The organism is Pseudomonas paeninsulae (assembly GCF_035621475.1).
In the GTDB taxonomy this organism is placed as follows: domain Bacteria; phylum Pseudomonadota; class Gammaproteobacteria; order Pseudomonadales; family Pseudomonadaceae; genus Aquipseudomonas; species Aquipseudomonas paeninsulae.
The window spans coordinates 5,068,807-5,094,092 of sequence record NZ_CP141799.1; the positions used below are offsets into that span (position 1 = coordinate 5,068,807).

24 protein-coding genes are annotated in these 25,286 nt (G+C 63.5%); 10 read left to right on the plus strand and 14 right to left on the minus strand.

The features are described 5' to 3' along the window. The first annotated feature begins 34 nt into the window (after positions 1-34). A complete protein-coding gene (xerC, locus tag VCJ09_RS23360; RefSeq protein WP_324732381.1) occupies positions 35-931 on the plus strand; it encodes a tyrosine recombinase XerC in 897 nt (298 codons plus the stop codon). Continuing rightward, complete coding sequence (locus tag VCJ09_RS23365) at positions 928-1,623, plus strand: HAD family hydrolase (RefSeq protein ID WP_324732382.1); 696 nt, start codon at positions 928-930, stop codon at positions 1,621-1,623. The genes xerC and VCJ09_RS23365 overlap by 4 nt, the downstream gene beginning before the upstream one ends. A gap of 18 nt (positions 1,624-1,641) precedes the next feature. Here VCJ09_RS23365 and sutA read toward each other — a convergent pair whose 3' ends face one another. The 4 genes from sutA to glnK form a co-directional block, all read right to left on the minus strand. Next, positions 1,642-1,968, minus strand: coding sequence for a transcriptional regulator SutA (gene sutA / locus VCJ09_RS23370; RefSeq protein ID WP_324732383.1), 327 nt, complete (start codon positions 1,966-1,968; stop codon positions 1,642-1,644). A gap of 234 nt (positions 1,969-2,202) precedes the next feature. Further along, positions 2,203-3,453: an ammonium transporter gene (locus VCJ09_RS23375; protein WP_079203835.1), complete on the minus strand. Its 1,251-nt coding sequence runs from the start codon at positions 3,451-3,453 to the stop codon at positions 2,203-2,205. An 80-nt stretch (positions 3,454-3,533) separates the two neighbouring features. Continuing rightward, positions 3,534-4,847, minus strand: coding sequence for an ammonium transporter (locus VCJ09_RS23380; RefSeq protein WP_324732384.1), 1,314 nt, complete (start codon positions 4,845-4,847; stop codon positions 3,534-3,536). A 39-nt stretch (positions 4,848-4,886) separates the two neighbouring features. Continuing rightward, a complete protein-coding gene (gene glnK / locus VCJ09_RS23385; protein WP_003096476.1) occupies positions 4,887-5,225 on the minus strand; it encodes a P-II family nitrogen regulator in 339 nt (112 codons plus the stop codon). 407 nt (positions 5,226-5,632) lie between these two features. On the opposite strand from glnK, the gene VCJ09_RS23390 reads away from it, so the two are divergent. Both VCJ09_RS23390 and VCJ09_RS23395 read left to right on the plus strand, forming a co-directional pair. Continuing rightward, positions 5,633-5,905 (plus strand): accessory factor UbiK family protein, encoded by a 273-nt coding sequence (locus tag VCJ09_RS23390; protein ID WP_324732385.1) that lies wholly within the window; start codon positions 5,633-5,635, stop codon positions 5,903-5,905. A 34-nt stretch (positions 5,906-5,939) separates the two neighbouring features. Next, the gene (locus VCJ09_RS23395) at positions 5,940-7,436 is read left to right on the plus strand and encodes a YifB family Mg chelatase-like AAA ATPase (protein ID WP_324732386.1); all 1,497 of its coding nucleotides are present in this window, start codon (positions 5,940-5,942) and stop codon (positions 7,434-7,436) included. Between the two features lie 5 nt (positions 7,437-7,441). Here the strand turns inward: VCJ09_RS23395 and VCJ09_RS23400 are convergent, their stop codons facing one another. Further along, positions 7,442-8,368: a LysR substrate-binding domain-containing protein gene (locus VCJ09_RS23400; RefSeq protein ID WP_324732387.1), complete on the minus strand. Its 927-nt coding sequence runs from the start codon at positions 8,366-8,368 to the stop codon at positions 7,442-7,444. 125 nt (positions 8,369-8,493) lie between these two features. Between VCJ09_RS23400 and VCJ09_RS23405 the strand changes: the two genes are divergently transcribed. Both VCJ09_RS23405 and VCJ09_RS23410 read left to right on the plus strand, forming a co-directional pair. After that, a complete protein-coding gene (locus VCJ09_RS23405) occupies positions 8,494-9,879 on the plus strand; it encodes a NorM family multidrug efflux MATE transporter (RefSeq protein ID WP_324732388.1) in 1,386 nt (461 codons plus the stop codon). Between the two features lie 122 nt (positions 9,880-10,001). Further along, positions 10,002-11,375 (plus strand): IS1182 family transposase, encoded by a 1,374-nt coding sequence (locus VCJ09_RS23410; protein WP_324732389.1) that lies wholly within the window; start codon positions 10,002-10,004, stop codon positions 11,373-11,375. A gap of 128 nt (positions 11,376-11,503) precedes the next feature. On the opposite strand, the gene VCJ09_RS23415 is transcribed toward VCJ09_RS23410, so the two are convergent. After that, on the minus strand, positions 11,504-13,177 hold the full coding sequence (locus VCJ09_RS23415; RefSeq protein ID WP_324732390.1) for a putative bifunctional diguanylate cyclase/phosphodiesterase: 1,674 nt from the start codon (positions 13,175-13,177) through the stop codon (positions 11,504-11,506). Positions 13,178-13,445: 268 nt separating this feature from the next. On the opposite strand from VCJ09_RS23415, the gene rep reads away from it, so the two are divergent. Next, positions 13,446-15,455 (plus strand): DNA helicase Rep, encoded by a 2,010-nt coding sequence (rep, locus tag VCJ09_RS23420; protein ID WP_324732391.1) that lies wholly within the window; start codon positions 13,446-13,448, stop codon positions 15,453-15,455. 27 nt (positions 15,456-15,482) lie between these two features. Further along, positions 15,483-16,055 (plus strand): xanthine phosphoribosyltransferase, encoded by a 573-nt coding sequence (locus tag VCJ09_RS23425; protein WP_324732392.1) that lies wholly within the window; start codon positions 15,483-15,485, stop codon positions 16,053-16,055. Here the strand turns inward: VCJ09_RS23425 and VCJ09_RS23430 are convergent. The 6 genes from VCJ09_RS23430 to dadA all read right to left on the minus strand — a co-directional run bounded on the left by VCJ09_RS23430 (position 16,039) and on the right by dadA (position 22,335). Next, the gene (locus VCJ09_RS23430; RefSeq protein ID WP_324732393.1) at positions 16,039-18,162 is read right to left on the minus strand and encodes an acetyl-CoA hydrolase/transferase C-terminal domain-containing protein; all 2,124 of its coding nucleotides are present in this window, start codon (positions 18,160-18,162) and stop codon (positions 16,039-16,041) included. The two genes, VCJ09_RS23425 and VCJ09_RS23430, sit on opposite strands and share 17 nt — an antisense overlap. A 127-nt stretch (positions 18,163-18,289) precedes the next feature. Next, positions 18,290-18,706, minus strand: coding sequence for a c-type cytochrome (locus VCJ09_RS23435; protein WP_324732394.1), 417 nt, complete (start codon positions 18,704-18,706; stop codon positions 18,290-18,292). Positions 18,707-18,833: 127 nt separating this feature from the next. Then, positions 18,834-19,382, minus strand: a complete 549-nt coding sequence (locus tag VCJ09_RS23440) for a cupin domain-containing protein (RefSeq protein WP_324732395.1) — start codon at positions 19,380-19,382, stop codon at positions 18,834-18,836. 100 nt (positions 19,383-19,482) lie between these two features. Continuing rightward, a complete protein-coding gene (alr, locus tag VCJ09_RS23445; RefSeq protein ID WP_324732396.1) occupies positions 19,483-20,556 on the minus strand; it encodes an alanine racemase in 1,074 nt (357 codons plus the stop codon). A gap of 155 nt (positions 20,557-20,711) precedes the next feature. Next, entirely contained in the window at positions 20,712-21,062 is a 351-nt protein-coding gene (locus tag VCJ09_RS23450) for a RidA family protein (protein WP_324732397.1), read from the minus strand. After that, positions 21,037-22,335, minus strand: coding sequence for a D-amino acid dehydrogenase (gene dadA, locus VCJ09_RS23455; protein ID WP_324732398.1), 1,299 nt, complete (start codon positions 22,333-22,335; stop codon positions 21,037-21,039). Before dadA ends, VCJ09_RS23450 begins: the two co-directional genes overlap by 26 nt. A 155-nt stretch (positions 22,336-22,490) precedes the next feature. On the opposite strand from dadA, the gene VCJ09_RS23460 reads away from it, so the two are divergent. Then, positions 22,491-22,979, plus strand: a complete 489-nt coding sequence (locus VCJ09_RS23460) for an Lrp/AsnC ligand binding domain-containing protein (RefSeq protein WP_079203848.1) — start codon at positions 22,491-22,493, stop codon at positions 22,977-22,979. A gap of 22 nt (positions 22,980-23,001) precedes the next feature. Here VCJ09_RS23460 and VCJ09_RS23465 read toward each other — a convergent pair whose 3' ends face one another. Then, positions 23,002-23,355 (minus strand): YkgJ family cysteine cluster protein, encoded by a 354-nt coding sequence (locus VCJ09_RS23465; RefSeq protein ID WP_324732399.1) that lies wholly within the window; start codon positions 23,353-23,355, stop codon positions 23,002-23,004. Positions 23,356-23,529: 174 nt separating this feature from the next. On the opposite strand from VCJ09_RS23465, the gene VCJ09_RS23470 reads away from it, so the two are divergent. Next, positions 23,530-24,843 (plus strand): NAD(P)/FAD-dependent oxidoreductase, encoded by a 1,314-nt coding sequence (locus tag VCJ09_RS23470; protein WP_324732400.1) that lies wholly within the window; start codon positions 23,530-23,532, stop codon positions 24,841-24,843. Between the two features lie 21 nt (positions 24,844-24,864). Here VCJ09_RS23470 and VCJ09_RS23475 read toward each other — a convergent pair whose 3' ends face one another. Continuing rightward, a complete protein-coding gene (locus tag VCJ09_RS23475; RefSeq protein ID WP_324732401.1) occupies positions 24,865-25,110 on the minus strand; it encodes a DUF1127 domain-containing protein in 246 nt (81 codons plus the stop codon). Positions 25,111-25,286: the final 176 nt, after the last annotated feature.

Here is a 25,286-nt window from a genome sequence, read left to right on the forward strand (position 1 = left end):
GCGCGGCCCAACCCATCCTACGCCGGGAGCTTCCATGCAAGAGCAACTGGACGCCTACCTCGAGCACCTGCGCAGCGAGCGCCAAGTCTCCAGGCACACCCTCGACGGCTACAGCCGCGACCTGGCCAAGCTCCTCGCCTTCTGCGAGCGCGAGCAGATCGCCGCATGGCCCGCGCTGGACACCGCACGCCTGCGCCGGCTGATCGCCCACCTGAATCTCGAGGGCCAGTCCAGCCGCAGCCTGGCGCGCCTGCTTTCGGCCACGCGCGGCCTTTACCGCTACCTGATCCGCGAAGGTCATTGCCAGAATGATCCGGCCAGCGGCCTGTCGCCGCCAAAAGGCGCGCAGCGCCTGCCGAAAACCCTGGATGCCGATCGCACCGCTCAGCTGCTCGATGGCGCGGTCGAGGACGACTTCATCGCCCGGCGCGATCAGGCCATGCTCGAGCTGTTCTATTCCTCCGGCCTGCGCCTGTCCGAACTGGTCGGCCTGAACCTCGACAACCTAGACCTGGGCGACGGTCTGGTGCGAGTACTGGGCAAGGGTAACAAGACCCGCGAGTTACCGGTCGGGCGCATGGCGCGCCAGGCCCTGGAACAGTGGCTGCCCTTGCGCGCCCTGGCCAACCCGGGGGATGGTGCGGTATTCACCAGCCAGCAAGGTCGCCGGCTCGGCGCGCGCGCGGTGCAACTGCGCGTGCGTCAGGCCGGGGTGCGCGAACTCGGGCAGAATCTGCACCCGCACATGCTGCGCCATTCCTTCGCCAGCCATATGCTGGAGTCCTCGCAGGACTTGCGCGCGGTGCAGGAGCTGCTCGGGCATGCCGATATCGCCACCACCCAGGTCTATACCCACCTGGATTTCCAGCACCTGGCCACGGTGTATGACAAGGCCCACCCACGGGCCAAACGCAAAGGCAGCAGCGAATGACCATCAAGTTGATCACCTTCGACCTCGACGACACCCTCTGGGACGTAACCCCGGTGATGCTGGACGCCGAAGCGACGCTGCGTAACTGGCTGGCGCTGCACGCGCCACGCCTTGGCGCGGTGCCGGTCGAACACCTGTGGACAATTCGCGCGCGGTTGCTGCACGCCGAACCATCGCTCAAGTATCGCCTCAGCGAACTGCGCCGGCGTATCCTGCACGACGCCCTGGCAGGCGCCGGCTACCCCCCCAACGAGGCCGTGGCGCTAGCCGAATATGGCTTCCAGGTGTTTCTCGCCGCACGCCATCAGGTCGAGCTGTTCGCCGAAGTACACCCGACCCTGGAGACCCTGGCCAATCGCTTCCAGCTCGGGGTGATTACCAATGGCAATGCCGATGTACGCCGCCTGGGCCTGGCCGACTATTTCCAGTTCGCCCTGTGCGCGGAAGAACTCGGGGTCGGCAAACCCGATCCCAAGCCTTTCCAGGAAGCACTCAAGCGTGCAGGCGTTGCCGCGCAGCACGCCGTGCATATCGGCGACCACCCCAGCGACGATATCGCCGGCGCCCAGGCTGCCGGCCTGCGGGCGATCTGGTTCAACCCGCAAGGCAAAGTCTGGGAAGGCGATAAGCGCGCCGATGGCGAAATCCGCAGCCTGGCCGAATTACCCGCGCTGCTGCATAGCTGGGTATAGGCCAAGCCTGCAAACCGCTTAGATAGGGCGGCTGCCGTATTTGCTGTCAGGCTTCTTCGGTGGGTCGGAAACCACGTTGGGCTCGACCTCCTGCACCTTGCCGCCGCGGGCCAGATAGTCTTCCATGGCGCGCGCCAAGGCATCGCGGTCCTTCTGCTTGGCTTCGACGCTCGGCAGCTCCTCAACACTGACCGCCGCCTTGGCCTTGGCCTTGCTCTTGCCCGTGCTGACGACTTCGTCGCCATCGTCATCACCGCTGTCGACGTCATCGGCGGCAGCCATTTCCGCGCCACTGTTCTCGTCAGCTCCTTCGAGCTCGTCTTGTTCCAGATCTTCGTCGCTCATGTTCAACCTCATGACTTGCGAAAAGCAGGTTAGTTATAGCCCAGCTACGTAATCTTTCGTACATCGCCGGGGGAAATTCAAATGACCTTGCAGGGCAAAGTCACCAGCCGCTTCTCACGCTGGTTCGGACAAGTACCTCGCCTCGCATAACAGTACTTATCGGCGCGCATTCTAGCGCGCTGCCAGAAAAAACAAAGGGCGCCTTTAGGCGCCTTTGTTTTAAATCATCGACAATCAGCTTTTGGTGAATTCCGGATAAGCCTCCATACCGCATTCGGCGATATCCACGCCCTCGTACTCTTCTTCTTCGCTGACGCGCAGACCGATCACCAGCTTGAGGATCGACCAGACGATCAAACTGGCGCTGAACACCCAGGCGAAGATGCAGCCGATACCCAGCAGCTGGGCACCAAGGGTGGCATCCGGGTTGGTCAGCACCACAGCCAACAGCCCCCAGATACCAGCCACGCCGTGCACGGAAATGGCACCGACCGGATCGTCGAGTTTGAGCTTGTCCAGGCCGAGGATAGAGAACACCACCAGCACGCCACCAACGCCACCGATCAGGGTCGCTTGCAGGGCAGTCGGCGTCAGCGGCTCGGCGGTGATCGCCACCAGACCAGCCAGGGCACCGTTCAACGCCATGGTCAGATCAGCCTTGCCGAACAGGATGCGCGCCACGATCAGTGCGACGATCAGACCACCGGCGGCTGCCATGTTGGTGTTGACGAACACGTTGGCCACGGCGTTGGCATCTTCGATGGTGCTCATCTTCAGCTGCGAACCACCGTTGAAGCCGAACCAGCCCATCCACAGGATAAAGGCTCCGAGGGTCGCCATTGGCAGGTTGGAGCCTGGAATGGCGTTGACCTGGCCATTAGCGCCGTACTTGCCTTTACGTGCACCGAGCAGCAGCACGCCAGCCAGGGCAGCGGTAGCACCCGCCATGTGCACCACGCCGGAACCCGCGAAGTCGAGGAAGCCGGCTTCGTTAAGGAAGCCCGAACCCCACTTCCAGAAGCCCTGGACCGGGTAGATGAAACCGGTCATGACCACGGCGAAGGCCAGGAAGGCCCACAACTTCATGCGCTCGGCCACGGCACCGGAGACGATCGACATGCAGGTCGCGGCAAACACCACCTGGAAGAAGAAGTCCGAGCGGGCCGAGTAATAGGGCGCGCCGTCACCACCAGCGAGAACCGACTCGACACTGTGTTCGTCGCCGATCAGGAAGCCCAGGCTTGGCAGGATGCCGCCGGCCGGGCTGGAGTACATGATGTGGTAGCCGATCACCAGGTACATGACGCTGGCTACCGCGTACAGGGCGATGTTCTTGGTGAGGATTTCGGTGGTGTTCTTCGCCCGTACCAGGCCGGCTTCGAGCATGGCAAAACCCGCTGCCATCCACATCACCAGAGCACCGCAAATCAAAAAGTAGAAGGTATCGAAGCCGTACTGCAGCGCAGTCAATGCTGTGTTATCCATGGTTCACCTCTTGCCGGCGCGCTTTTATAGCGCTGTTCGGTTAAGGCGCCCGGGGTTGGCTCCGGGCGCACTCCGTGTGCTTACAGGTTGTAGCCACGCTCGTTGTGCAGGGCGAGGTCGAGACCGACCGTCTCTTCCTCGTCACTGACACGCAAGCCCATTACTAGGTCGATCACTTTCAGAATCACGAAGGTCAGCACCGCGGTGTAGACCACCGTGAAGGCCACGCCCTCGCACTGCACCCACAACTGTGCGGGGATGTTCTCCACCGTGCCAAAACCACCCAGCGCCGGCGCAGCAAACGCCCCGGTGAGAATGGCGCCAACAATGCCGCCCATGGCATGCACGCCGAAGACATCCAGGGAGTCGTCATAGCCAAACTTGCGTTTCAGGCTGGTGGCGCAGAAGAAACAGATCACCCCTGACGCCAGGCCGATGACCAGCGCCCCCATCGGCCCGGCAGTGCCGGACGCCGGCGTAATGGCCACCAGGCCCGCCACCGCACCGGAGGCGATGCCCAGCACGCTGGGTTTGCGGTGGGTGATCCACTCGGCAAACATCCAGCTCAGGGCCGCCGTCGCCGTGGCGATCTGGGTCACCAGCATGGCCATGCCGGCGGTGCCGTTGGCAGCCAGGGCCGAGCCGGCGTTGAAGCCGAACCAGCCGATCCAGAGCATGCTCGCGCCGATCAGGGTGTATCCGAGGTTATGCGGCGGCATCGCGGTCGTCGGAAAGCCTTTACGCTTACCCAACACCAGGCAGGCCACCAGACCGGCGATACCCGCGTTGATATGCACCACAGTGCCCCCGGCGAAATCCAGCACGCCCCAATCCCACAGCAACGCACCGTCGCCGCTCCACACCATGTGCGCGATGGGGGCATAGACGATGGTGAACCAGACCGTCATGAACACCAGCATGGCCGAGAACTTCATGCGCTCAGCGAAGGCGCCGACGATCAGGGCCGGGGTGATGATGGCGAAGGTCATCTGGAAGGTGATGAACACACTTTCCGGAATGCCTGCCACCAGGCTGTCACTGGTCAGGCCAGCGAGGAAGGCATTCGACAGGCCGCCGACGAAGGAATTGAAATTGACCACACCCTGCTCCATGCCGGTGGTGTCAAAGGCCAGGCTGTACCCGTAGACGACCCAGAGCACGCTGATCAGACCAGTGATGGCGAAGCACTGCATCAACACCGACAGGACGTTCTTCGAACGCACCATGCCGGCATAGAACAGGGCCAGCCCCGGAATTGTCATGAACAGCACTAGGACGGTCGCGACCAGCATCCAGGCCGTATCGCCGCCATTTAGAACTGCCTCGTCGGCCATGGCCAAGCCAGGAACCAGAGACAAAAGGGCTCCTAGCCCTGCGATTTTTCGCAGAGTCATTGGGGGTACTCCTGGGGCGTTGGGGGTTCGCGGGCTTAGTTAGATTGCGTCGGTATCGGTTTCGCCGGTACGGATGCGAATCGCCTGTTCCAGGTTTACAACGAAAATCTTGCCGTCACCGATCTTGCCAGTGTTGGCTGCCTTGGTAATGGCTTCGATGACGCGATCCAACTGATCATCAGCGATGGCCACGTCAATCTTTACCTTGGGTAGAAAATCGACCACGTACTCAGCGCCGCGGTACAACTCGGTGTGACCTTTTTGCCGACCGAAGCCTTTGACCTCGGTAACGGTGATGCCCTGCACGCCGATTTCCGACAGTGACTCACGGACGTCGTCCAGCTTGAACGGCTTGATGATGGCAGTGACTAGCTTCATGAAAATTTCTCCCGTGTAAGGTGGACTTGCCCCAGGAATTACGAACCCGGTTCAAGTCTAAGCGCTGTGTCTGGCTTTTGTAATGTATCGCTAGCCCCAGGGGACAACAGCGATACCCACCAACCGCTCCCGACGAAACACTTCCCGCTTCGCCTAACGCACCGGAACTGCATCGGTGCACTCGTCACAGTCGATTAAGCAGAAAGCTTGCCATCTCATATAAAAACTATTTATTTCATATAGTTAGTATGAACACCCGGCACCAGACGTGGCCCCGACAGGCGAGCAATGCTCGATAATGGTGCGCGCACGCAACCACCTATGCGCAAAAAGTGTGCAGCACTGACCGCGCCGGGCCAAAGCCAGGCTGCGTGCTACACTGCTCCGTCTGTTCTTGGAACCCTGCCATGTTGCCGCCCAAAGCCCTGCTCGATGCACTCAGCTCCCACGCCTCGCGCCTGTTCAACGGCGAAACGCCGCTACCCCGCAGTGAATTCGAAACCCAGTTCAAAGCCTTGCTGCAGAGCGGTTTCAGCAAGCTCGATCTGGTCAGCCGGGAAGAGTTCGACAGCCAGATGGCGGTCCTCGCCCGCACCCGTGCCCGCCTTGAAGCACTGGAAGCCAAGGTTGTCGAACTCGAGGCACGCACCGAGCAAGCCGCTACGCCGCCGACCGAGTAATCCGCTCGAACGGCTGACGATCAAGGAGTGATCGATGTCCCTGGCCATAGTCCACAGCCGCGCCCAAGTCGGCGTCGAAGCGCCCGCCGTAACCGTCGAGGCGCACCTGGCCAATGGCTTGCCGTCGCTGGCGCTAGTCGGCCTGCCCGAGACCGCGGTCAAGGAAAGCAAGGACCGGGTGCGCAGCGCCATCCTCAACTCCGCCTTCGACTTCCCGCCGCGACGCATCACCCTGAACCTGGCTCCAGCCGACTTGCCCAAGGACGGCGGCCGCTTCGACCTGGCGATTGCCTTGGGGATTCTCGCCGCCAGCGGCCAGGTGCCAAGCACCGCCCTGGAGCAAATCGAGTGCCTGGGTGAATTGGCCTTATCCGGCGCCGTACGTCCAGTGCGGGGCGTACTACCCGCCGCCCTGGCGGCCCGCGCCGCCGGACGCTCCCTGGTGGTGCCGAAAGCCAACGCCGAGGAAGCCAGCCTGGCCTCCGGGCTGGTGGTGATCGCCGTGGACCACTTGCTCGAACTGGCCGCGCACCTCAATGGCCAAGCGCCAATCGCGCCCTATCAGTCTCTCGGCTTGCTGCACCGCAGCCTGCCCTATCCCGACCTGGCCGAAGTGCAGGGACAAGTCGCCGCCAAGCGCGCCCTGCTGGTCGCCGCAGCCGGCTCGCACAACCTGTTACTGACCGGCCCTCCCGGCACCGGCAAGACCCTGCTGGCCAGCCGCCTGCCCGGCCTGTTGCCACCACTGAACGAGCAGGAGGCCCTGGAAGTCGCCGCCATCCATTCGGTGGCCAGCCACACCCCACTGGACGCCTGGCCCCAGCGGCCCTTCCGCAACCCCCATCACAGCGCCTCCGGCCCGGCCCTGGTCGGCGGCGGCAGCCGTCCGCAACCCGGCGAAATCACCCTGGCCCACCAGGGCGTGTTGTTCCTGGATGAACTGCCCGAGTTCGACCGCAAGGTGTTGGAGGTGCTGCGCGAACCCCTGGAAAGCGGACAGATCGTCATCGCCCGGGCCCGTGACAAGGTGCGTTTCCCGGCGCGCTTCCAGCTGGTCGCGGCAATGAATCCCTGCCCCTGCGGCTTTCTCGGCGATCCCAGCGGCCGCTGTCGGTGCAGCACCGAACAGATCCAGCGCTACCGCGGCAAACTGTCTGGGCCCTTACTCGACCGCATCGACCTGCATGTCACGGTAGCGCGGGAAACCACCGCCCTGCATGTACCCCCCAGCGACGGCGCCGACACGGCTACCGGTGCCGCCCTGGTGGCGCGCGCCCGGCAACGGCAAATCCTGCGCCAGGGCGTGGCCAATGCCTTCCTCGACCTGCCCGGCCTGCGCCAGCACTGCAGCCTGCACGCCGCCGATCAGGGTTGGCTGGAAAGCGCCTGCGAACGCCTTGGCCTATCGTTACGCGCCGCGCACCGGGTGCTCAAGGTGGCACGTACCCTGGCCGACCTCGAACAGGTCGAACAGATTGCCCGCCACCATCTGGCTGAGGCGCTGCAATACCGCGGTCATCCGCAGAGCTGACGCGGTCAAGCTCGCCGCTGCACCGGCGGTAACTGCATCGCCGCCACTTCGCCGACCAGGTAATCGCGCAAGCGCTGGTAGCGCTCCTGACCACGCCGCGCCTTGGGCCAGACCAGGTAATAGCTGCAGCCGCTGGGCACCGCGCAGGGCCAGGGCAGGCCGAGGCGGCCCTGGGCGACATCCTCGGCGACCATCACCAGATCGCCGATCGACACGCCGTAGCCGCGCGCGGCGGCGACCATGCCCAGCTCCAGGGTGTCGAATACCTGACCGCCCTTGAGCGGCACCTGCTCGGCCAGGCCCATGGCCTGCAGCCACTGCCGCCAATCGCGGCGGTCCGGGGTGGGATGCAGCAGCTCGGCGCCCTGTAGCCGCGCCAGATCCCAGGGGCCGCCCTCGGCCGCCTCGGGCGCGCAGACCGGGATCAGCCATTCGTCGAACAGCAACACGCTGCCCCACTCCTCGGTAAAAACGCCGTTGCTCAGCAACACCGCACAGTCGAACGGCTCATGCAGGAAGTCGACCTTGTCCACGTCCATCCAGGCACTGGTCAGCTGCACCTCGATATCGCTGTTTTGCAAACGAAAGCGCGACAAGCGTGCCAGCAGCCAGCGCATGGTCAGGGTCGAGGGCGCCTTCAGGCGCAGGATCGCATCGTCGGCGCGCAGGGTGGTGCAGGCACGTTCCAGGGCATCGAAACCTTCACGCAGGCCGGGCAGCAGCATGCGCGCCGGCTCGGTCAACTGCAGGCTGCGCCCGCGGCGCTCGAACAGGCGGCAGGCGAAATGCTCTTCCAGGGTACGCACATGACGGCTCACCGCGCTCTGGGTGATCGCCAATTCCTCGGCGGCGCGGGTGAAGGAGCTATGCCGGGCCGCCGCCTCGAAGGCGCGCAAGGCGTACAGCGGCGCTAGACGCCGGCTTTTATCCATGAGTATTAATCATGCCTGACATGGTTATTTTCCTTTTGTGCGAGCGCTGAAGACTCCCGAGAATAGCGCCATTCTCCGCTCGCCCGGACAACCCGGGCAAGCCCTCTTACTGAGCTTGACTCATCATGCCGCACGCCCTTCGCAACGAACTCAGCGCCATCCTGCGCCTGGCCGGCCCACTGATCGCCGCCCAGCTGGCGCACGTGCTCATGGTCTTTACCGACACCGTGATGATGGGCTGGCTCGGCCCGGCGGCCCTGGCCGGTGGCGGCCTGGGCGCGGCCAGCTATGCCTGCGTGTCGATCTTCTGCGTCGGGGTGATCGCCGCGGTCGGCAACCTGGTGGCTATCCGTCACGGCGCCGGCGATGCCGAGGGTGTCACTCGCCTGACCCAGAACGGCCTGTGGCTGGGCTGGGGCCTGGCCTTGCTGGCCGGGGTAGCCCTGTGGCATCTGCCACCGGCGCTGCTAGAGCTCGGCCAGTTGCCGGAAAACGTCACGGGGGCCATGCAATTTCTCACCACCCTGATGTTCGCCCTGCCTGGTTATATGACCTTTATGGCGCTGCGCGGGTTTACCAGCGCGATCGGCCGCCCCGGCCCGGTGATGGCCATCAGCATTGGCGGTGCACTGGCCAACTTCGTCCTCAACTACGCACTGATCAAGGGCTGGTTCGGCCTGCCGCCTCTGGGCCTGGCCGGTATCGGCCTGGTTACCGCACTGGTGATGAATGCCATGGCCCTGTTGCTGGCCTGGCATGTCCTGCGCCACCGCGCTTATGCCGCCTACCCGCTGTGGCGCGGCCTGCTGCGCCCGACCTGGCGCGAGCTGCAAGAGTTGCTGCGCCTGGGTCTGCCGATTGGCGGCACCTATGCAGTGGAGGCAGGGTTGTTCGCCTTCGCCGCACTGTGCATGGGCGCCCTCGGCAGCCTGCAACTCGCCGCGCATCAGATTGCGATCATGTCGGTGTACGTGGCCTTCATGGTGCCGGTGGGGCTGTCCTACGCAGTGACCTTCCGCATCGGCCAGCACTTCGGCGCCGGCCGCCTGCTCGAAGCACGCCGCGCCGGACGTCTGGGCATCGGCATCGGCGCCGTGTGCATGCTCGGCTTCGCCGCGCTGTTCTGGCTGGCGCCGCAGTGGGTGGTGGGCTTGTTTCTCGACCGCCGCGACCCGGCCTATGCCGAGGTGACGGCCCTGGCTGTAGGTCTACTGGCGATTGCCGCCTGGTTCGAGTTCTTCGACGGCATCCAGACCATCGCCATGGGCGCGATTCGCGGCCTCAAGGACGCCAAGACCACCTTCTTCGTCGGCCTCGGCTGCTACTGGCTGATCGGCGCACCACTGGCCTGGACCCTGGCTTTCCCGCTCGGCTGGGGTGCGCAAGGCGTGTGGTGGGGCCTGGCCAGTGGCCTGGCGTGCGCGGCCATCGGCCTGAGCCTGGGCTTCGAGTGGAAGACCGCACGCCTGCTGCGTCCAACCCAGATGGAAGGAAAGGCCTGCCTCTCGTAGGGTCGGTGAGGCCAGCCTACTCACCCGCGCCAACAGTCGGTTCAATCCCTGGCCTAGCAGCCTGTCGGACTTAATCACTGGATTCCAGGATAATCCCGACACCGCCCAGCCGATGCCTCCGCATGAGCCGCTTTCGTCCGATCGACCGCAAGACTGACTACCTGCTCCCGCCATCGATGGATGACTGGCTGCCAGAAGCCCATCTGGCCCGTTTCATTCTCGAAGCCATCGAACGGCTCGACTTGAGTGCGCTCACCCGGCGTTATGGCGGACGCGGCAGCGCCGCCTATCACCCCGAGGTGCTGCTTAGTCTGCTGGTCTATGGCTATGCCACCGGCACCTTTTCCAGCCGTATGATCGAACGCGCCACTTACGACTCGCTCGCCTTTCGCTACCTGGCCTCAGGCAGTCACCCCGATCACGACACCCTGGCCAGCTTCCGCCGCCGCTTCCTCGACGAGTTGGCCGGCATCTTCCTTCAGGTGCTGGAGCTGGCGGGCGAGATGAAGCTGCTCAAGCTCGGCACCATCAGCCTCGACGGCACCAAGCTGCATGCCAACGCCTCACGCCACAGTGCACTGTCCTATGGCCATATCCAGACACTCGAACGCCAGCTCAAGGCCGAAGTGCAGGAGCTCCTGGCGCTGGCTGAACGGGCCGACCAGGCAGAGCTCCCCGTCGGCATCGATCTGCCGGACGAGATCAAACGCCGGCAAGATCGCTTGCTCGCCATGGACGCGGCGAAGGCCAAGATCGAGGTGCGCGCCCGTGCGCGTTTCGAGCAGGATCAGGCCGCCTACCAAGAGAAGCTTGCCAAGCGTGCGGCGCGCATGGCAGAAACGGGCAAGAAGCCCGGCGGCAAGCCGCCCAAAGCCCCAGTGGAAGGGCCTACCGAACACGACCAAATCAACCTCACCGACGAAGACTCTCGCATCATGCGGGTGGCTGGCGGCGGCTTCGAACAGTGCTACAACGCCCAGGCCGCAGTGGATACCGACACCCTGTTGGTGGTGGCGCCAGGCCTCACTCAGGCGGGCAACGACAAGCAACAAGTCGTCCCCATGCTGGCCGAGCTCAAGGCGCTACCGGCGTCATTGGGTCAGGTGAACGTGGTGCTCGGGGACTGTGGCTACAACAGCGAAAGCAACATCGCCGCCTGCGAGGCGGCGGGAATCGAGCCCTACCTGGCGGTGGCACGCGAAGATCATCACCCGCACTGGAAGGCGCGCTTCGAGGAGCTGGCAGCGCTCGACGCTGATGCCACAGTGCAACAACGCATGGCGCACAAACTCAAGAGCCAGCCGGGGCGCCGCCTCTATGCGCTGCGCAAACAGACGGTGGAACCGGTGTTCGGCATCATCAAGTCGGTCATGGGTTTTCGCCAGTTTCTGCTGCGAGGCAAGGACAAGGTGAGCGGCGAATGGCGCCTGGTATGTCTGGCCTGGAATTTGAAACGCATGGCCGTTTTGCGCCACAAATCCGTCCAGTGTGGGTAGAAATGAACTAAACCCGCTCGTTCTCAGGAAATTCGGGGCAAAAAAGCCTGGAAATACCTCAATAGTGGGACGAATCGCTTCGCCTCACTATTGATATCCCCGTTCATGAACTCAAGTCCGACAGGCTGCTAGGGATTGAGCGGCCCTAACAACGGTTGCCGCATACCGAACACCAGGAAGCGCGCCAACTCGTTCAACGGGATCGCCTTGCTGATCAGGTAGCCCTGCACCTGGTCGCAACCATACTCGCGCAACAGGGCCAGTTGTTCGGCGTTTTCCACGCCTTCGCCGACCACCTGCAGATTGAGGTTATGCGCCAGATTGATCATCGCCCGCACCAGCTGACGACTCTCCGCGCGTTCGTGCATGTCGCCGACGAAGCTCTTGTCGATTTTCAACAGGGCTATCGGCAGGCTGCTGAGGTGGACGAAGGAGGAAAAACCAGTACCGAAGTCGTCCAGGGAAAAACGCACACCCAGGCGACCGAGCGCCAGCATGGTCTGCTGCACATGATCGCTGCGGCGCATCACCGCGGTCTCGGTCAACTCGAACTCCAGCCAGCGCGCATCGACTCCGCGCTCGGCGATCAAGCGACTGAGGGTCGGCAACAGCTGACTGTCCTGAAACTGGCGGAACGACAGATTGACCGCCATATGCAGAGCAGGCAGGCCGCGTCCGCGCAGCCATTGCATGTCGCGCAGGGCACGGGAAATCACCCAGTAGCCGAGCGGCACGATCAGTCCGCTTTCTTCGGCCAACGGCACGAATTCGTTTGGCGCCAGCAGGCCGCGCTCACGGTGGCGCCAGCGCACTAGCGCTTCCAGACCAACAATGCGGCCCGTCTGCAAACACAGGCGCGGCTGATAATGCAGTTCGAGTTCGTCGCGACGCAGCGCACGGCGTAGCTCACTTTCCAACTCGGCCTGGCTACGCGTGCCGCGACCGGTCTGTTCGTCGAAGATGTGGAAGGTACAGCCTTGCTGGCTCTTGGCTTGCCGCATGGCGATATGCGCATGCCACATCAGCGAGTCGGCGCCACCACCGGCACGCACGTAGGCCAAGCCAATGCTGCAACCAATCAACAGACTCTCACCGTCGACCCAGTAAGGCTCGGCCAGGGCTTCGGTAATGCGCTCGACCAGGCGCGGCGCACGCTGCGGATCGCTGCGCACATCGAGCAGCAGGGCAAACTCGTCACTACCCAGCCGGGCGACCTGATCTCCTGCCTGCAACTGCGCCTTGAGTCGCGTCACCACTTGCCGGATCAAGTGATCGCCGGCCTGGTGGCCGAGGGCATCGTTGGCATGCCGGAAATTGTCCAGATCGAGGTGTGCGAGTGCCAGGCCGCGGCCCTGACATTCGGCCAGACGGGCAGCAAGCAGCGTCTGGAAGCCCTGTCGATTGGCGATACCGGTCAACGCATCCTGCTCGGCCAGGCGCTGCAGGGTTTCTTGCAGACGACCCTGCTCGCGCACATAGCGCAAGCAGCGACGCAGTACATCGACCGTCAGCTGGTCACGCACCAACCAGTCGCAGACCCCCGTTGGCGCCTCGGCGGGTTCCGCGTCAAGCAGCAAGATGACCGGTAGAGGGCAGAGCCCGGCGGCTGGCCGGCGCGCCTCGGTGGTCAGCAACAGGCCATTGATCGGGGTATCGAACAGACTGCTGGCCGCCGCCCACGAGGGCGCGGTAATCAGCGGGCAGATACTGCCTAAAGCGCCTAGCCGCTCACGCAATAGCTCGGGCCATTCTGGCGTTTCAGCCAGCAGAACCAACCGCAAAGGTTCGTCGAGCGCGGACAAGCAACCTCCCCAGGCCTCAAATATAGTCGGCGGCATACCGCCCTGTTGCAGCGTAATCGGCGTCTAATCAAGTACATCCGAGTACTACTGTGGTACATCCTGGATTAAGGACAAAAAACCGACAAGCGGCGCCAGAGTACTGGATTACACGAAATAACCAAGCCCGGCTTACTGCCAGGACGTGCTCCATCGCACAACGCCAGAGGATTCAGGCACAAATCTCAGGGCCTGCTAAAATGCGCGCCCATTCCCCGCGACGATAGATGCAATGTCCCGACTGAACCCCCGGCAGCAGGAAGCCGTGAACTACGTCGGCGGCCCTCTTTTGGTGCTCGCCGGTGCTGGTTCCGGCAAGACCAGCGTGATCACGCGCAAGATCGCCCACCTGGTGCAGAACTGCGGCATCCAGGCGCGGCATATCGTCGCCATGACCTTCACCAACAAGGCCGCGCGGGAGATGAAGGAACGCGTCGGCAGCCTGCTCAAAGGCCCCGCGGCGCGCGGCCTGACGGTCTCGACCTTCCACAACCTGGGGATGAACATCATCCGCAAGGAATACGCGGCGCTGGGTTACAAGCCGGGCTTCTCGATCTTCGACGAGGGCGATATCAAGGCGCTGCTCAGCGACATCATGCAGAAGGAATACTCCGGCGATGATGGCGCCGACGAGATCAAGAACTACATCGGCAGCTGGAAGAACGAACTGATCATGCCCGACCAGGCCTTGGCCGAGGCGCGCAACCCCAAAGAGCAGACCGCTGCCATCGTCTACCTGCATTACCAGCGTACGCTCAAGGCCTATAACGCGGTGGACTTCGACGACCTGATCCTGATGCCGGTGAAGCTGTTCCAGGAGCACCCCGACATCCTGGAAAAGTGGCAGAACCGCATCCGCTACCTGCTGGTCGACGAATACCAGGACACCAACGCCAGCCAGTACCTGCTGGTGAAGCTGCTGGTGGGCATGCGCAATCAGCTCACCGTGGTCGGCGACGACGACCAGTCGATCTACGCCTGGCGTGGCGCACGGCCGGAAAACCTGATGCTGCTGAAAGAGGACTACCCGTCGCTGAAGGTGGTGATGCTGGAGCAGAACTACCGCTCCACCAGCCGCATCCTCAAGTGCGCCAACGTGCTGATCGCCAACAACCCCCACGCCTTCGAGAAACAGTTGTGGAGCGAGATGGGCATGGGCGACGAGATCAGGGTGATCCGCTGCAAGAACGAGGACGCCGAATGCGAGCGGGTGGCCCTGGAAATCCTCACCGAGCACCTGCGCACCGAGCGGCCCTACAGCGACTACGCCATCCTCTATCGCGGCAACTACCAGGCCAAGCTGATGGAGCTGAAGCTGCAGCACCATCAGATCCCCTACCGCCTGAGCGGTGGCACCAGCTTCTTCGCCCGTCAGGAGGTCAAGGACCTGATGAGCTACTTCCGCCTGCTGGTCAACCCGGACGACGACAACGCCTTCCTGCGGGTGATCAACGTGCCGCGCCGCGAGATCGGCTCCACCACCCTGGAAAAGCTCGGCAACTACGCCACCGGGCGCAAGATCAGCATGTACGCCGCCGCCAGCGAAATGGGCCTGGGCGAAACCCTGGACGCACGCTTTAGCGAACGCCTGGCACGCTTCACCAAGTGGATGGACCGGGTGCGTCAGGAGTGCGCGCAGAACGACCCGATCGCGGCGATCCGCAGCATGGTGATGGACATCGACTACGAGAACTGGCTGCGCCAGAACGCGTCCAGCGACAAGGTCGCCGACGCGCGCATGGGCAACGTCTGGTTCCTCGTCGAGGCGCTGAAGAACACCCTGGAACGCGACGAAGACGGCGACATGACCATCGAGGACGCCATCGGCAAGCTGGTGTTGCGCGACATGCTGGAACGCCAGCAGGAGGACGAGGAAGGCGCCGAGGGCGTGCAGATGATGACCCTGCACGCCTCCAAGGGCCTGGAGTACCCCTCGGTGTACATCCTCGGCGTGGAGGAGGAAATCCTTCCGCACCGCTCCAGTATCGAGGCCGACACCGTCGAGGAAGAGCGCCGCCTGGCCTACGTCGGCATCACCCGCGCCAAACGCAACCTGACCATGACCTTCGCCGCCAAGCGCAAGCAATACGGCGAAATCATCGACTGCTCGCCAAGCCGTTTTCTCGATGAACTGCCACCCGAGGATCTGGCCTGGGAGGGCCTGGAAGACGCGCCCCCAGAGGTCAAGGCCGCCACCGGCAACTCGGCGCTGGCCAACATGCGCGCCATGCTGAAAAAATAACCCGCCGTAGACCACGAGAGCCCACCCATGCAAGCACTGAAGCAGAAGATTATCGACGAAGGCCTGGTGCTCTCCGACCAGGTACTCAAGGTCGACGCCTTTCTCAACCATCAGATCGATCCCGCCCTGATGCAGCAGATCGGCCACGAATTCGCCCGGCGCTTCGCCGGCCTGGGCATCAGCAAGATCGTCACCATCGAGGCCTCGGGTATCGCCCCGGCGATCATGGCCGGCCTGGAACTGGGCGTACCGGTGATCTTCGCCCGCAAGTACCAGTCGCTGACGCTCAAGGACGATCTCTATACCGCCAAGGTGTTCTCTTTCACCAAGCAGACCGAGAGCACCATCGCCATCTCCGCCAAGCACCTGACCAGCGCCGACCATGTGCTGCTGATCGACGATTTCCTGGCCAACGGCCATGCGGCCAAGGCCCTGATCGACCTGATCCAGCAGGCTGGCGCCAGCATCGCCGGGGTCGGCGTAGTGATCGAGAAGTCCTTCCAGGCCGGCCGCGCCGAACTCGATGCGCAGGGTTTCCGGGTCGAGTCACTGGCACGCATCAGCTCGCTGGAAGGCGGCCAGGTCAGCTTTCTCGACTAGTCGCCTGCAGGCCCGCCAGCAGCAGGCGCCGATACAGGGCCTCGCGCAGCCCCTGCGGTCGGGCCAAGCCCATTCGCGTCAGCTGCGCCATGAAGGCGGCGGCCGGCGGCGCCGTCAGCACGGCCTTGCCCAGCGCCACCACCGCAGCCAGCCTGGCTTGGGGCTTGAGCCAGTTCAGCGCGCGCAGCAGGTCACGCTCCTCGCCAGTGAAGTCGCAGCCCAACGGATACTCGCCGAATAGCGCCGAATGCCGCGCCTGTACCGCCTGCAGGCGCTGCGGGCGGTTGTCGGCGAAGCGCGGCTCGAGGCGAAAATCCTGAGGCAGCTTGCCCGCTTGCTGCGCCTGGGCGATCAGCCCGGGCTGGAAGCGCGAATCACTGATCGCCAGCAGCGCCGCAATCACCTCGGCGTCGGTCTTGCCGCGCAGGTCGGCGACGCCGTACTCGGTCACTACTATGTCGCGCAGGTGGCGGGGAATGGTGACATGGCCGTAGTGCCAGACGATGTTCGAGCTGATTCGCCCAGCGGCCTCGCGCCAACTGCGCAGCATCAGAATCGAGCGAGCGCCCTCCAGCGCGTGGGCCTGGGCGACGAAGTTGTATTGCCCGCCAACGCCGCTGAGCACGCGCCCGTCCTCCAGCTGATCGGCCACCCCGGCGCCCAGCAGGGTCATGCAGAACACCGAGTTGACGAAGCGCGCATCGCGGCGCTGCAGGCGTTTGAGTGGCTCGTCGCCATAGAGCTCATTGATAAAGTGGATCCCGCACATGGCGAAAGGCGCGAGTTGCTCCGGCGCCATTGCGCGCAGGCGTCGATAGAAGTCTGCTGGGCCGAGAAAGAATCCGCCATGCAGCACCGCCCCGCCGGCTGCCGGGCGCAGGTAATCGCGCAGCGCAGCCTGGGTCTGCCGATCGCTCAACTCGCTCGGCAGCTGCCGGCCATCGGGCAGTTGCAGATAATCGTCGTGCAACTGCAGCGCCGGGTCCAACAGACCGACAGCCTGCAACCAGGCCAGGGTTTGCCCATCCAGCCGGTTCGGCACGCCGGCGTCGAGCAGGAGCTGCACGCTGCGCGGCCGTCCCTCGCCGTCCAGCGCGCCGGCAACGGCCAACTGCTGCACGCGCAAGTCGGGGTACACCCGCCGGCGCACTATTCCGGCCTCGGCCAGCGCCAGCAAACCATTGACGAACATTTCGCTGCAGCCATACAGGCCGTCGACAAAAGGTTGCAGCTCGTTGCTCTTGCTCGCTGCCGCTACCTGAAACTCCGCCAGCAGCGCACGGTAGCCACTGTTGTCACGTTGTCGGGCCAGCAGCGCCGCACTCACCGCGTCGCCCATCGCACCGATGCCGATTTGCAAGGTGCCGCCGTCCCGCACCAGGCTGCTGGCATGCAGACCGATGCAGTGATCCTGCACGCTGATCGGCATGTTCGGCGTGGAAAACAGGGTGCTGCGCTCCACCTCCTGCAGCTGCAGGTCGAAGCTGTCGCGCGTCACCTGTGCGGCGCCCGCCATATAGGGCAACGCCTCATGCACCTGGGCCAGACAGAGAATGGTTTCCCCGGCCAGGCGCCGCTTGGCCAGCAGCGGTAGCAGATCCAGGGTGATATCCGGGTTGCAGCTGAGACTGAAGTAGTCGGGCCTCTGCGGATCGCAGGCGACCAACTGGGCAAGCAGATTCACCCCCTTATCGTTGAGGTCGCGGGCCACATGGCTGTAATTGCAGCTGATGTAGTCCTGCTGCGCCGGCGGGCTGTTCAGCAGGCTGCCCGCTTGCAGGTAGAACTGCTCGATATGCACATTGGCGGGCAGGCGGTCGGCGCGCAGGTCCGTGAGAAAGTCCAGCTCGGGATAGTCGCCGTAGAGGCGCTCGACGAAAGGCTCGAGAAAACGCCGCTGCAGATCGTGCGACGCGCTCGGCCGACCCAGGCACAAGGCGGTGTAGATCGTCAGTTGGCGCTGCGGCAACTGCTTGATCCGCGCGTACAAGGCATTGACCCAGCGGTTCGGCTTGCCCAACCCCAAGGGCAGGCCCAGACGAATCGGTCCCTGGATGTCCTGCACGACACGCTCTACGGCTTGCTCGATGGAACATAACTGCGGCATCTGGCGACTCCCGACTGCATCCGTGAGAGATTCAGTTTGGACCCTGCCACAGGCTTTGCATGGCAACAGTGCGGCGCCACAACGCAAAAAGCCGCCCGAAGGCGGCTTTTATCGCTGCACTGGATGCTTACAGGCCGGACATCGTCTCGATGGCGGCGCGCAGTTCGTCATCCGAGCAGTCGCTGCAGGTGCCTTTCGGCGGCATCGCGTTGAGGCCCGCGATCGCGTTCGCCAGCAAACCATCGACACCATTGCTCGCGCGAGCCTGCCAGGCTGCGGTGTCACCGGTCTTCGGTGCATCGAGTACGCCAGAGGTATGGCAAGCACCACAGTGCTTGGCAATCACCTCGTCGCCAGTGCGCGCAGCGCCACCAGCGGCGGCGGCCACGGTCTCGATGCCCTTGCATTCTTCGCCCATGATGCAGACTTCACCGACCGGCTTCAGACGTTCGGCGATGGCCTCATCGGTCGTGGCCTGAGCAGTCACGGCCCACATTGCCAAGACGGCAGCCGGCGCTACCAGCATTTTCTTAATCAGATTCACGGTACACCCTCATCGTGGCTAGTCACGCCCGCGGCCACGGTTTCGCGAGCGGGCGACAGTATAACGGGAAGCCTGTCAGGCTGAAACAACCCAGATTGTCGCAGGGTTATTGGCGGCACCCTACCGCTTAGAAATTCGCCGGCGTAGTGGCACTGATCAGCCGTGCCGGCTGCTCGAACGGATTGCGGAAACGGTGCGGCTTGGTGCTCTCGAAGTAGTAACTGTCGCCAGGCTCGAGAATGAACACCTGCTCACCGACGGTCAGTTCGAGGCGCCCTTCCACCAGCAGGCCGGTTTCCTCGCCTTCATGGGTGTACATATCGTCGCCGGTATCGGAACCAACCGGATAGGTTTCGTCGAGCAGGGTAATCGCCCGGTTCGGGTGGGTCTTGCCCACCAGCTTCATGCTGATCGCACCACTGTGGATATCCGTGAGCTCGGCTGCCCGGTACACCACCTGGGCCTGGTTGTCCTGCTCCCCGTCCTGGGAGAAGAACTCCACCAGCGACATGGGGATACCCGCCAACACCTTTTTCAGCGAACTGATCGAGGGGCTCACGCTGTTCTTCTCGATCATCGAAATGGTGCTGTTGGTGACGCCTGCCCGCTTAGCGAGTTCACGCTGGGAAAGGCCTTTGAGTTTGCGAATGGATTGCAGTCGAATACCGACGTCCAATGCTGGAGCCCCCTCGGGAAGATACGGAAAAGTGTCCGTATCATGGCAACAGCGTTCAGTATTTACAACACCCTGATTGCAAATTCTGCCCAGTAGCGCCTCAGCCCTCGGAGTAGAGCAGTGGAACCCGGCGCAGGTTGCAGAAAAGCTGGTAGGGAATGGTGCCGGCACAAGCCGCCACGTCGCTGGCGAGGACATGCTTGCCCCACAACTCGACCCGACTACCGAGGCCTGCGCCGGGCGAGTCGCTGAGATCGACGCAGAGCATGTCCATCGAGACCCGGCCGATCAGCCGGCTCGGCAGGCCATCGACCAGCACCGGCGTACCGGTCGGCGCATGCCGCGGGTAGCCGTCGGCATAGCCCATGGCGACCACGCCAACGCGGGTCGGCCGCTCGGTGACGAAACGTGCACCGTAGCCGACCGGTTCGTCGGCCGGCAGTTCGCGCACGCTGATGATCTTCGATTCCAGGGTCATAACCGGCTGCAACTGCGCGGCCACGGCCTGCGCCTGCTCGAACGGCGTGGCGCCGTAGAGCATGATGCCGGGACGCACCCAGTCGCTCGGTATCTGCGGCCAACCGAGCACGGCCGGCGAGTTGCGCAGACTGATCTCGGCGACTATGCCCTGGCGCGCCTGCTCGAACACCGCCAGTTGCTCGGTGCTGCGCGGGCAATCCAGCTCGTCGGCACGGGCGAAGTGGCTCATCAGGACGATCTTCGCCACCTTGCCGCTGGCCAGCAGGCGGCGATAGGCCGCCTGGTAGTCGGCCGGATGCAGGCCGACGCGGTGCATGCCCGAGTCCATCTTCAGCCACACCGTCAGCGGCTTGCGCACGGACGAACGCTCGATGGCCTCCAGTTGCCACAGCGAATGCACCACGCACCAGAAGCCATGTTGCTCGATCAGCGCCAACTCGTCCGCTTCGAAGAAACCCTCCAGCAGCAGGATCGGCTCGCGAATGCCGGCTTCGCGCAGTTGCAGGGCTTCTTCGATGCAGGCCACAGCAAAGCCATCGGCCTGCTCCTGCAGAGCCTGCGCGCAACGCACCGCGCCATGCCCATAGGCATCGGCCTTGATCACCGCGAGCGCCTTGGCGCCCGACACGTCACGGGCCAGTTGATAGTTGTGACGCAGGGCTTGCAGATCGATCAGGGCACGGGCTGGACGCATGGTTTCCACACTTCAAACGGTTGGCGGGATTGACTGGGTAACCCAGCCCATGAACGACTTCGTCATACGTTGCTGCGTGAGCGCACGCTAACGAACGAATTAAAAAAGCCCGGCGGGACAGCCGGGCAAAACCAACAAAACTGGCCTGCAGAGGCTCAGACGGCCGCCACCACCATCATTTCCACCAGCACCTCGGGGGTGTACATCGCCGCCTCGACGCAGATGCGGCCCGGCGCGGCGCCTGGCGCGACCCAGGCGTCATAGACCTGGTTGAGACCGGCGTAGTCGCGCGCCATGTCCTTGAGGTAGATGGTTACCGAGAGCAGGCGCGTCTTGTCGCTGCCGGCCTCGGCCAGCATCGCATCGATGTTGGCCAGGGTCTCGCGGGTCTGTTGCACAATGTCGCCGCGGTAATCATCCGCCAACTGCCCGGCCAGGTAGACCGTACCGTTGTGGATGTTGATTTCGCTGTAACGGGTTTCAGTGCGCAGGCGCTGGATTGGCATGTTTCGAGCTCTCCGGGGAACGGCTGTAACGGAAGATATCCAGGCCTTCGGTGCTGATCTGCGGGCGCTTGCTGGCCATCAGGTCGGCGAGGAAACGACCGGAGCCGCAGGCCATGGTCCAGCCCAGTGTGCCGTGACCGGTATTCAGAAACAGATTGCTGAAACCGGTGGCGCCGACGATCGGTGTGCCATCCGGAGTCGCCGGGCGCAGGCCGGTCCAGAACTCCGCCTGCTTGAGATCGCCACCTTGCGGGTAGAGGTCGGAGGTGATCATTTCCAGGGTCGCGCGACGGCGCGGATTCAGGCTCAGGTCGAAGCCGGCGATCTCGGCCATGCCGCCGACGCGGATACGATTGTCGAAGCGGGTGATGGCGACCTTGTAGGTCTCATCGAGGATGGTCGAGGTCGGCGCCATGTCGCCATTGATGATCGGCACGGTCAGCGAATAGCCCTTGAGCGGGTAGATCGGCGCGCGAATGCCCAGCGGCTTGAGCAGTTGCGGGCTGTAGCTGCCGAGGGCCAGCACGTAGCGATCGGCGGTTTCCAGCTTGCCATCGATCCATACGCCATTGATCCGGTCGCCGGCAAAATCCAGGCGCTCGATGGTCTGGCCAAAGCGGAATTCGACGCCCAGTTGCTTGGCCATTTCGGCTAGCTTGGTGGTGAACATCTCACAATCGCCGGTCTGATCGTTGGGCAGGCGCAGGGCGCCGGCCAGCTTGTGCTTGACCCCGGCCAGGGCCGGTTCGACCCGGGCGATGCCTTCACGGTCGAGCAGCTCGAAGGGCACGCCGGACTGCTTGAGCACGGCGATGTCCTTGGCCGCGTTGTCCACCTGCGCCTGGGTGCGGAACAGCTGGGTGGTGCCCAGGCGGCGGCCTTCGTAACCGATGCCGGTCTCGGCGCGCAGTTCGTCGAGGCAGTCGCGACTGTACTCGGACAAGCGCACCATGCGCTCCTTGTTCACCGCGTAGCGGCTGGCGGTGCAGTTGCGCAGCATCTGCGCCATCCACAGGTATTGGTCGATATCGGCAGTGGCCTTGATCGCCAGCGGTGCGTGCTTCTGCAGCAGCCACTTGATGGCTTTCAGCGGCACGCCCGGCGCGGCCCAGGGCGAGGCGTAACCGGGGGAGACCTGGCCGGCGTTGGCGAAGCTGGTTTCCAGGGCAGGGCCGTCCTGACGGTCGACCACCACCACTTCGAAGCCTTGGCGAGCCAAGTAGTACGCACTAGCCACACCCACCACACCGCTACCCAGCACCAGAACCCGCATCGTCATCTCCTCGCCGCGACTATGCGCTGGCGTTTTTTGTTTTGAGCATTGATGGGCGCAGTATATTGAGCACTAGCCAGTGCCTTTCACTATATATATAACTATATTTGGCGAGAATTCTTGGCAAAATCCACTTAAACGGAGGGGCATCCCCCATGCGCACCCAGCATCAGAGCCGTCGCGAACTGGACAAGATCGACCGCAATATCCTGCGTTTCCTGCAGGAGGACGGGCGTATCTCTTTCACCGAGCTGGGTGAACGAGTTGGCTTATCGACCACGCCCTGCACCGAGCGAGTCCGCCGCCTGGAGCGCGAAGGCATCATCATGGGCTACCACGCCCGCCTCAATCCACAGTACCTCAAGGCCAGCCTGCTGGTGTTCGTCGAGATCAGCCTGGACTACAAGTCCGGCGATACCTTCGAGGAGTTCCGCCGCGCCGTGCTCAAGCTGCCGCATGTGCTGGAGTGCCACCTGGTCTCCGGCGACTTCGACTACCTGGTGAAAGCGCGGATCAACGAGATGGCCAGCTACCGCAAGCTGCTCGGCGACATCCTGCTCAAGCTGCCGCATGTGCGCGAGTCGAAGAGCTATATCGTCATGGAAGAGGTCAAGGAATCGCTGGCGTTACCGATTGCGGAATAGCTCGCAAGGTGTACGGCGCACCCTACACCAGCACCTGGCGGGTGCTGGCGATCAGCTGGTGCACCTGCTGTTCGACCTGCGCCTCGATCGGCGTATCCGGTCCTCGCCCATGCGGACAGGGCAGGCTTTTGCTCGTGCCGAACAGGCGACAGATCAACGGGCGCTGGTCGTAGACCTCGCAGCCCTGCGGGCCGAGGTGCACGCAATCCAGCTCCGCCAGCGCGGCGTCATGCGCGGCGTCGCTTTTTACCGGCAGACGGGCCATTTCCTCGGACGAGGCGGTGACCGGCCCACAGCAGTCGTGACAGCCGGGCACGCAGGCGAAACTGGGAATCTGCAAACGCAACTGGTCAATCTTGCGGCTGGTACAACTCATCGGTAGTGTCCTGGAGAAATCCCGCGCATCTTAACCCCGCCTGCGGCTAATCGCGGCAGATCACCCGGATTAACCGACGAAAACTGCTTTTTTGCACCGCCCCACTTGGCGCCAAGCAAAGTCCGCGCTTATCCTGCGTAAAAATTTACAAACACCACAATCAGGATTTCACACATGAACGCCCGCGTTCACCAACCGGTCCACAACACCCAGCACGCCGCCTCCTACTACGCCGCCAGCGTCAACCGGCAACTGGCCTACCCGCCGCTGCACGGGGAGCTCAGCGCCGACGTGTGCATCGTCGGCGGCGGTTTTTCCGGGCTGAACACCGCCATCGAACTGGCGCAGAAAGGCTTCTCGGTGGTGCTGCTGGAGGCGCACAAGATCGGCTGGGGCGCCAGCGGGCGCAACGGCGGCCAGCTGATTCGCGGGGTTGGCCATGACGTCGGGCAGTTCGAATCGGTAATCGGCGCAGAGGGTGTGCGCGAACTCAAGCTGATGGGCCTGGAGGCGGTGGAGATCGTCCGCCGCCGGGTCGCGCAGTTCAATATCGACTGCGACCTGACCTGGGGTTATTGCGACCTGGCGAACAAGCCCGCTCATCTCGACGGCTTCGCCGCCGAGATGGCGGAGCTGAAAAGCCTCGGCTATCGCCATGAACTGCGCCTGTTACAGTCGGATCAGATGCATGAGGTGGTCGGATCAAACCGCTACGTCGGCGGCATGATCGACATGGGTTCCGGCCATCTGCACCCGCTCAACCTGGCGCAGGGCGAAGCCGCCGCCGCGCAATCGCTGGGCGTGCAGCTTTTCGAAGATTCGGCGGTCACGCGCATCGACTACGGCACACAGGTTAAGGTGCACACCGCCCAAGGCGTGGTGCGTGCGGCTCACCTGGTGCTCGGCTGCAACGCCTACCTGGGCGAGCTGAACCCGACCCTGGGGGGCAAGGTGCTCCCGGCCGGTAGCTACGTGATCGCCACCGAGCCGCTTTCCGAGGCCGAAGCCCACGCGATCATTCCGCAGAACATGGCGCTGTGTGACCAGCGTGTGGCCCTCGACTACTATCGCCTGTCCGCCGATCGACGCCTGCTGTTCGGGGGCGCCTGCCATTACTCCGGACGCGACCCGGCGGACATCGCCGGCTACATGCGGCCGAAAATGCTGGCCGTCTTTCCCCACCTGCAGGACGTGCAGATCGACTATCAGTGGGGCGGGATGATCGGCATCGGCGCCAACCGCCTGCCGCAGATCGGCCGGCTCAACAATCAGCCCAACGTCTACTATGCCCAGGCTTACTCCGGCCATGGGCTCAACGCCACCCACCTGGCCGGCAAACTGCTGGCCGAGGCCATCGCCGGCCAAGCCAGCCACGGCTTCGACCTGTTCGCCCAGGTGCCGCACATGACCTTCCCCGGCGGCCAGCACCTGCGTTCGCCGTTGCTGGCTCTGGGCATGCTCTGGCACCGCCTCAAGGAACTGATCTGAGCTGAGCCGGCGGCCGGCCGTTCAGAGCGTCCAGAACGGTCGCAACGCCTCGTTAAGCGCCTGCTCGCGAGTAATGCCGATGTCCTTGAGTTGCGCGGCATTCAGCTCGAGCAACGCTCGGCGGGTGGTCAACCGCCGCCAGAATGCCTGCCAGCGCGTCCCGCCTTGCGCGCTGCCCCACTGGCGGCTGTCCGCCAGCTGCGGCCGGCCGTCACTCGACAATTCCTGCTGACGCAACGCCAGCCGTACATCACTGAGCCCATTCATCTCGTTCTCCTGCCCGAAAGCGCATTGGAGCTCATGATGAACGTCGGACAAAAAGCAGGACAGATGCAAAAATATCTTATTAAATACATACAGATTACGGTTCAAAGCCTCTGAATCGTCGATTCATGCGGAATCTGTACTGTTTATTTAGTTAACGATAAAACACTAGGGCAACT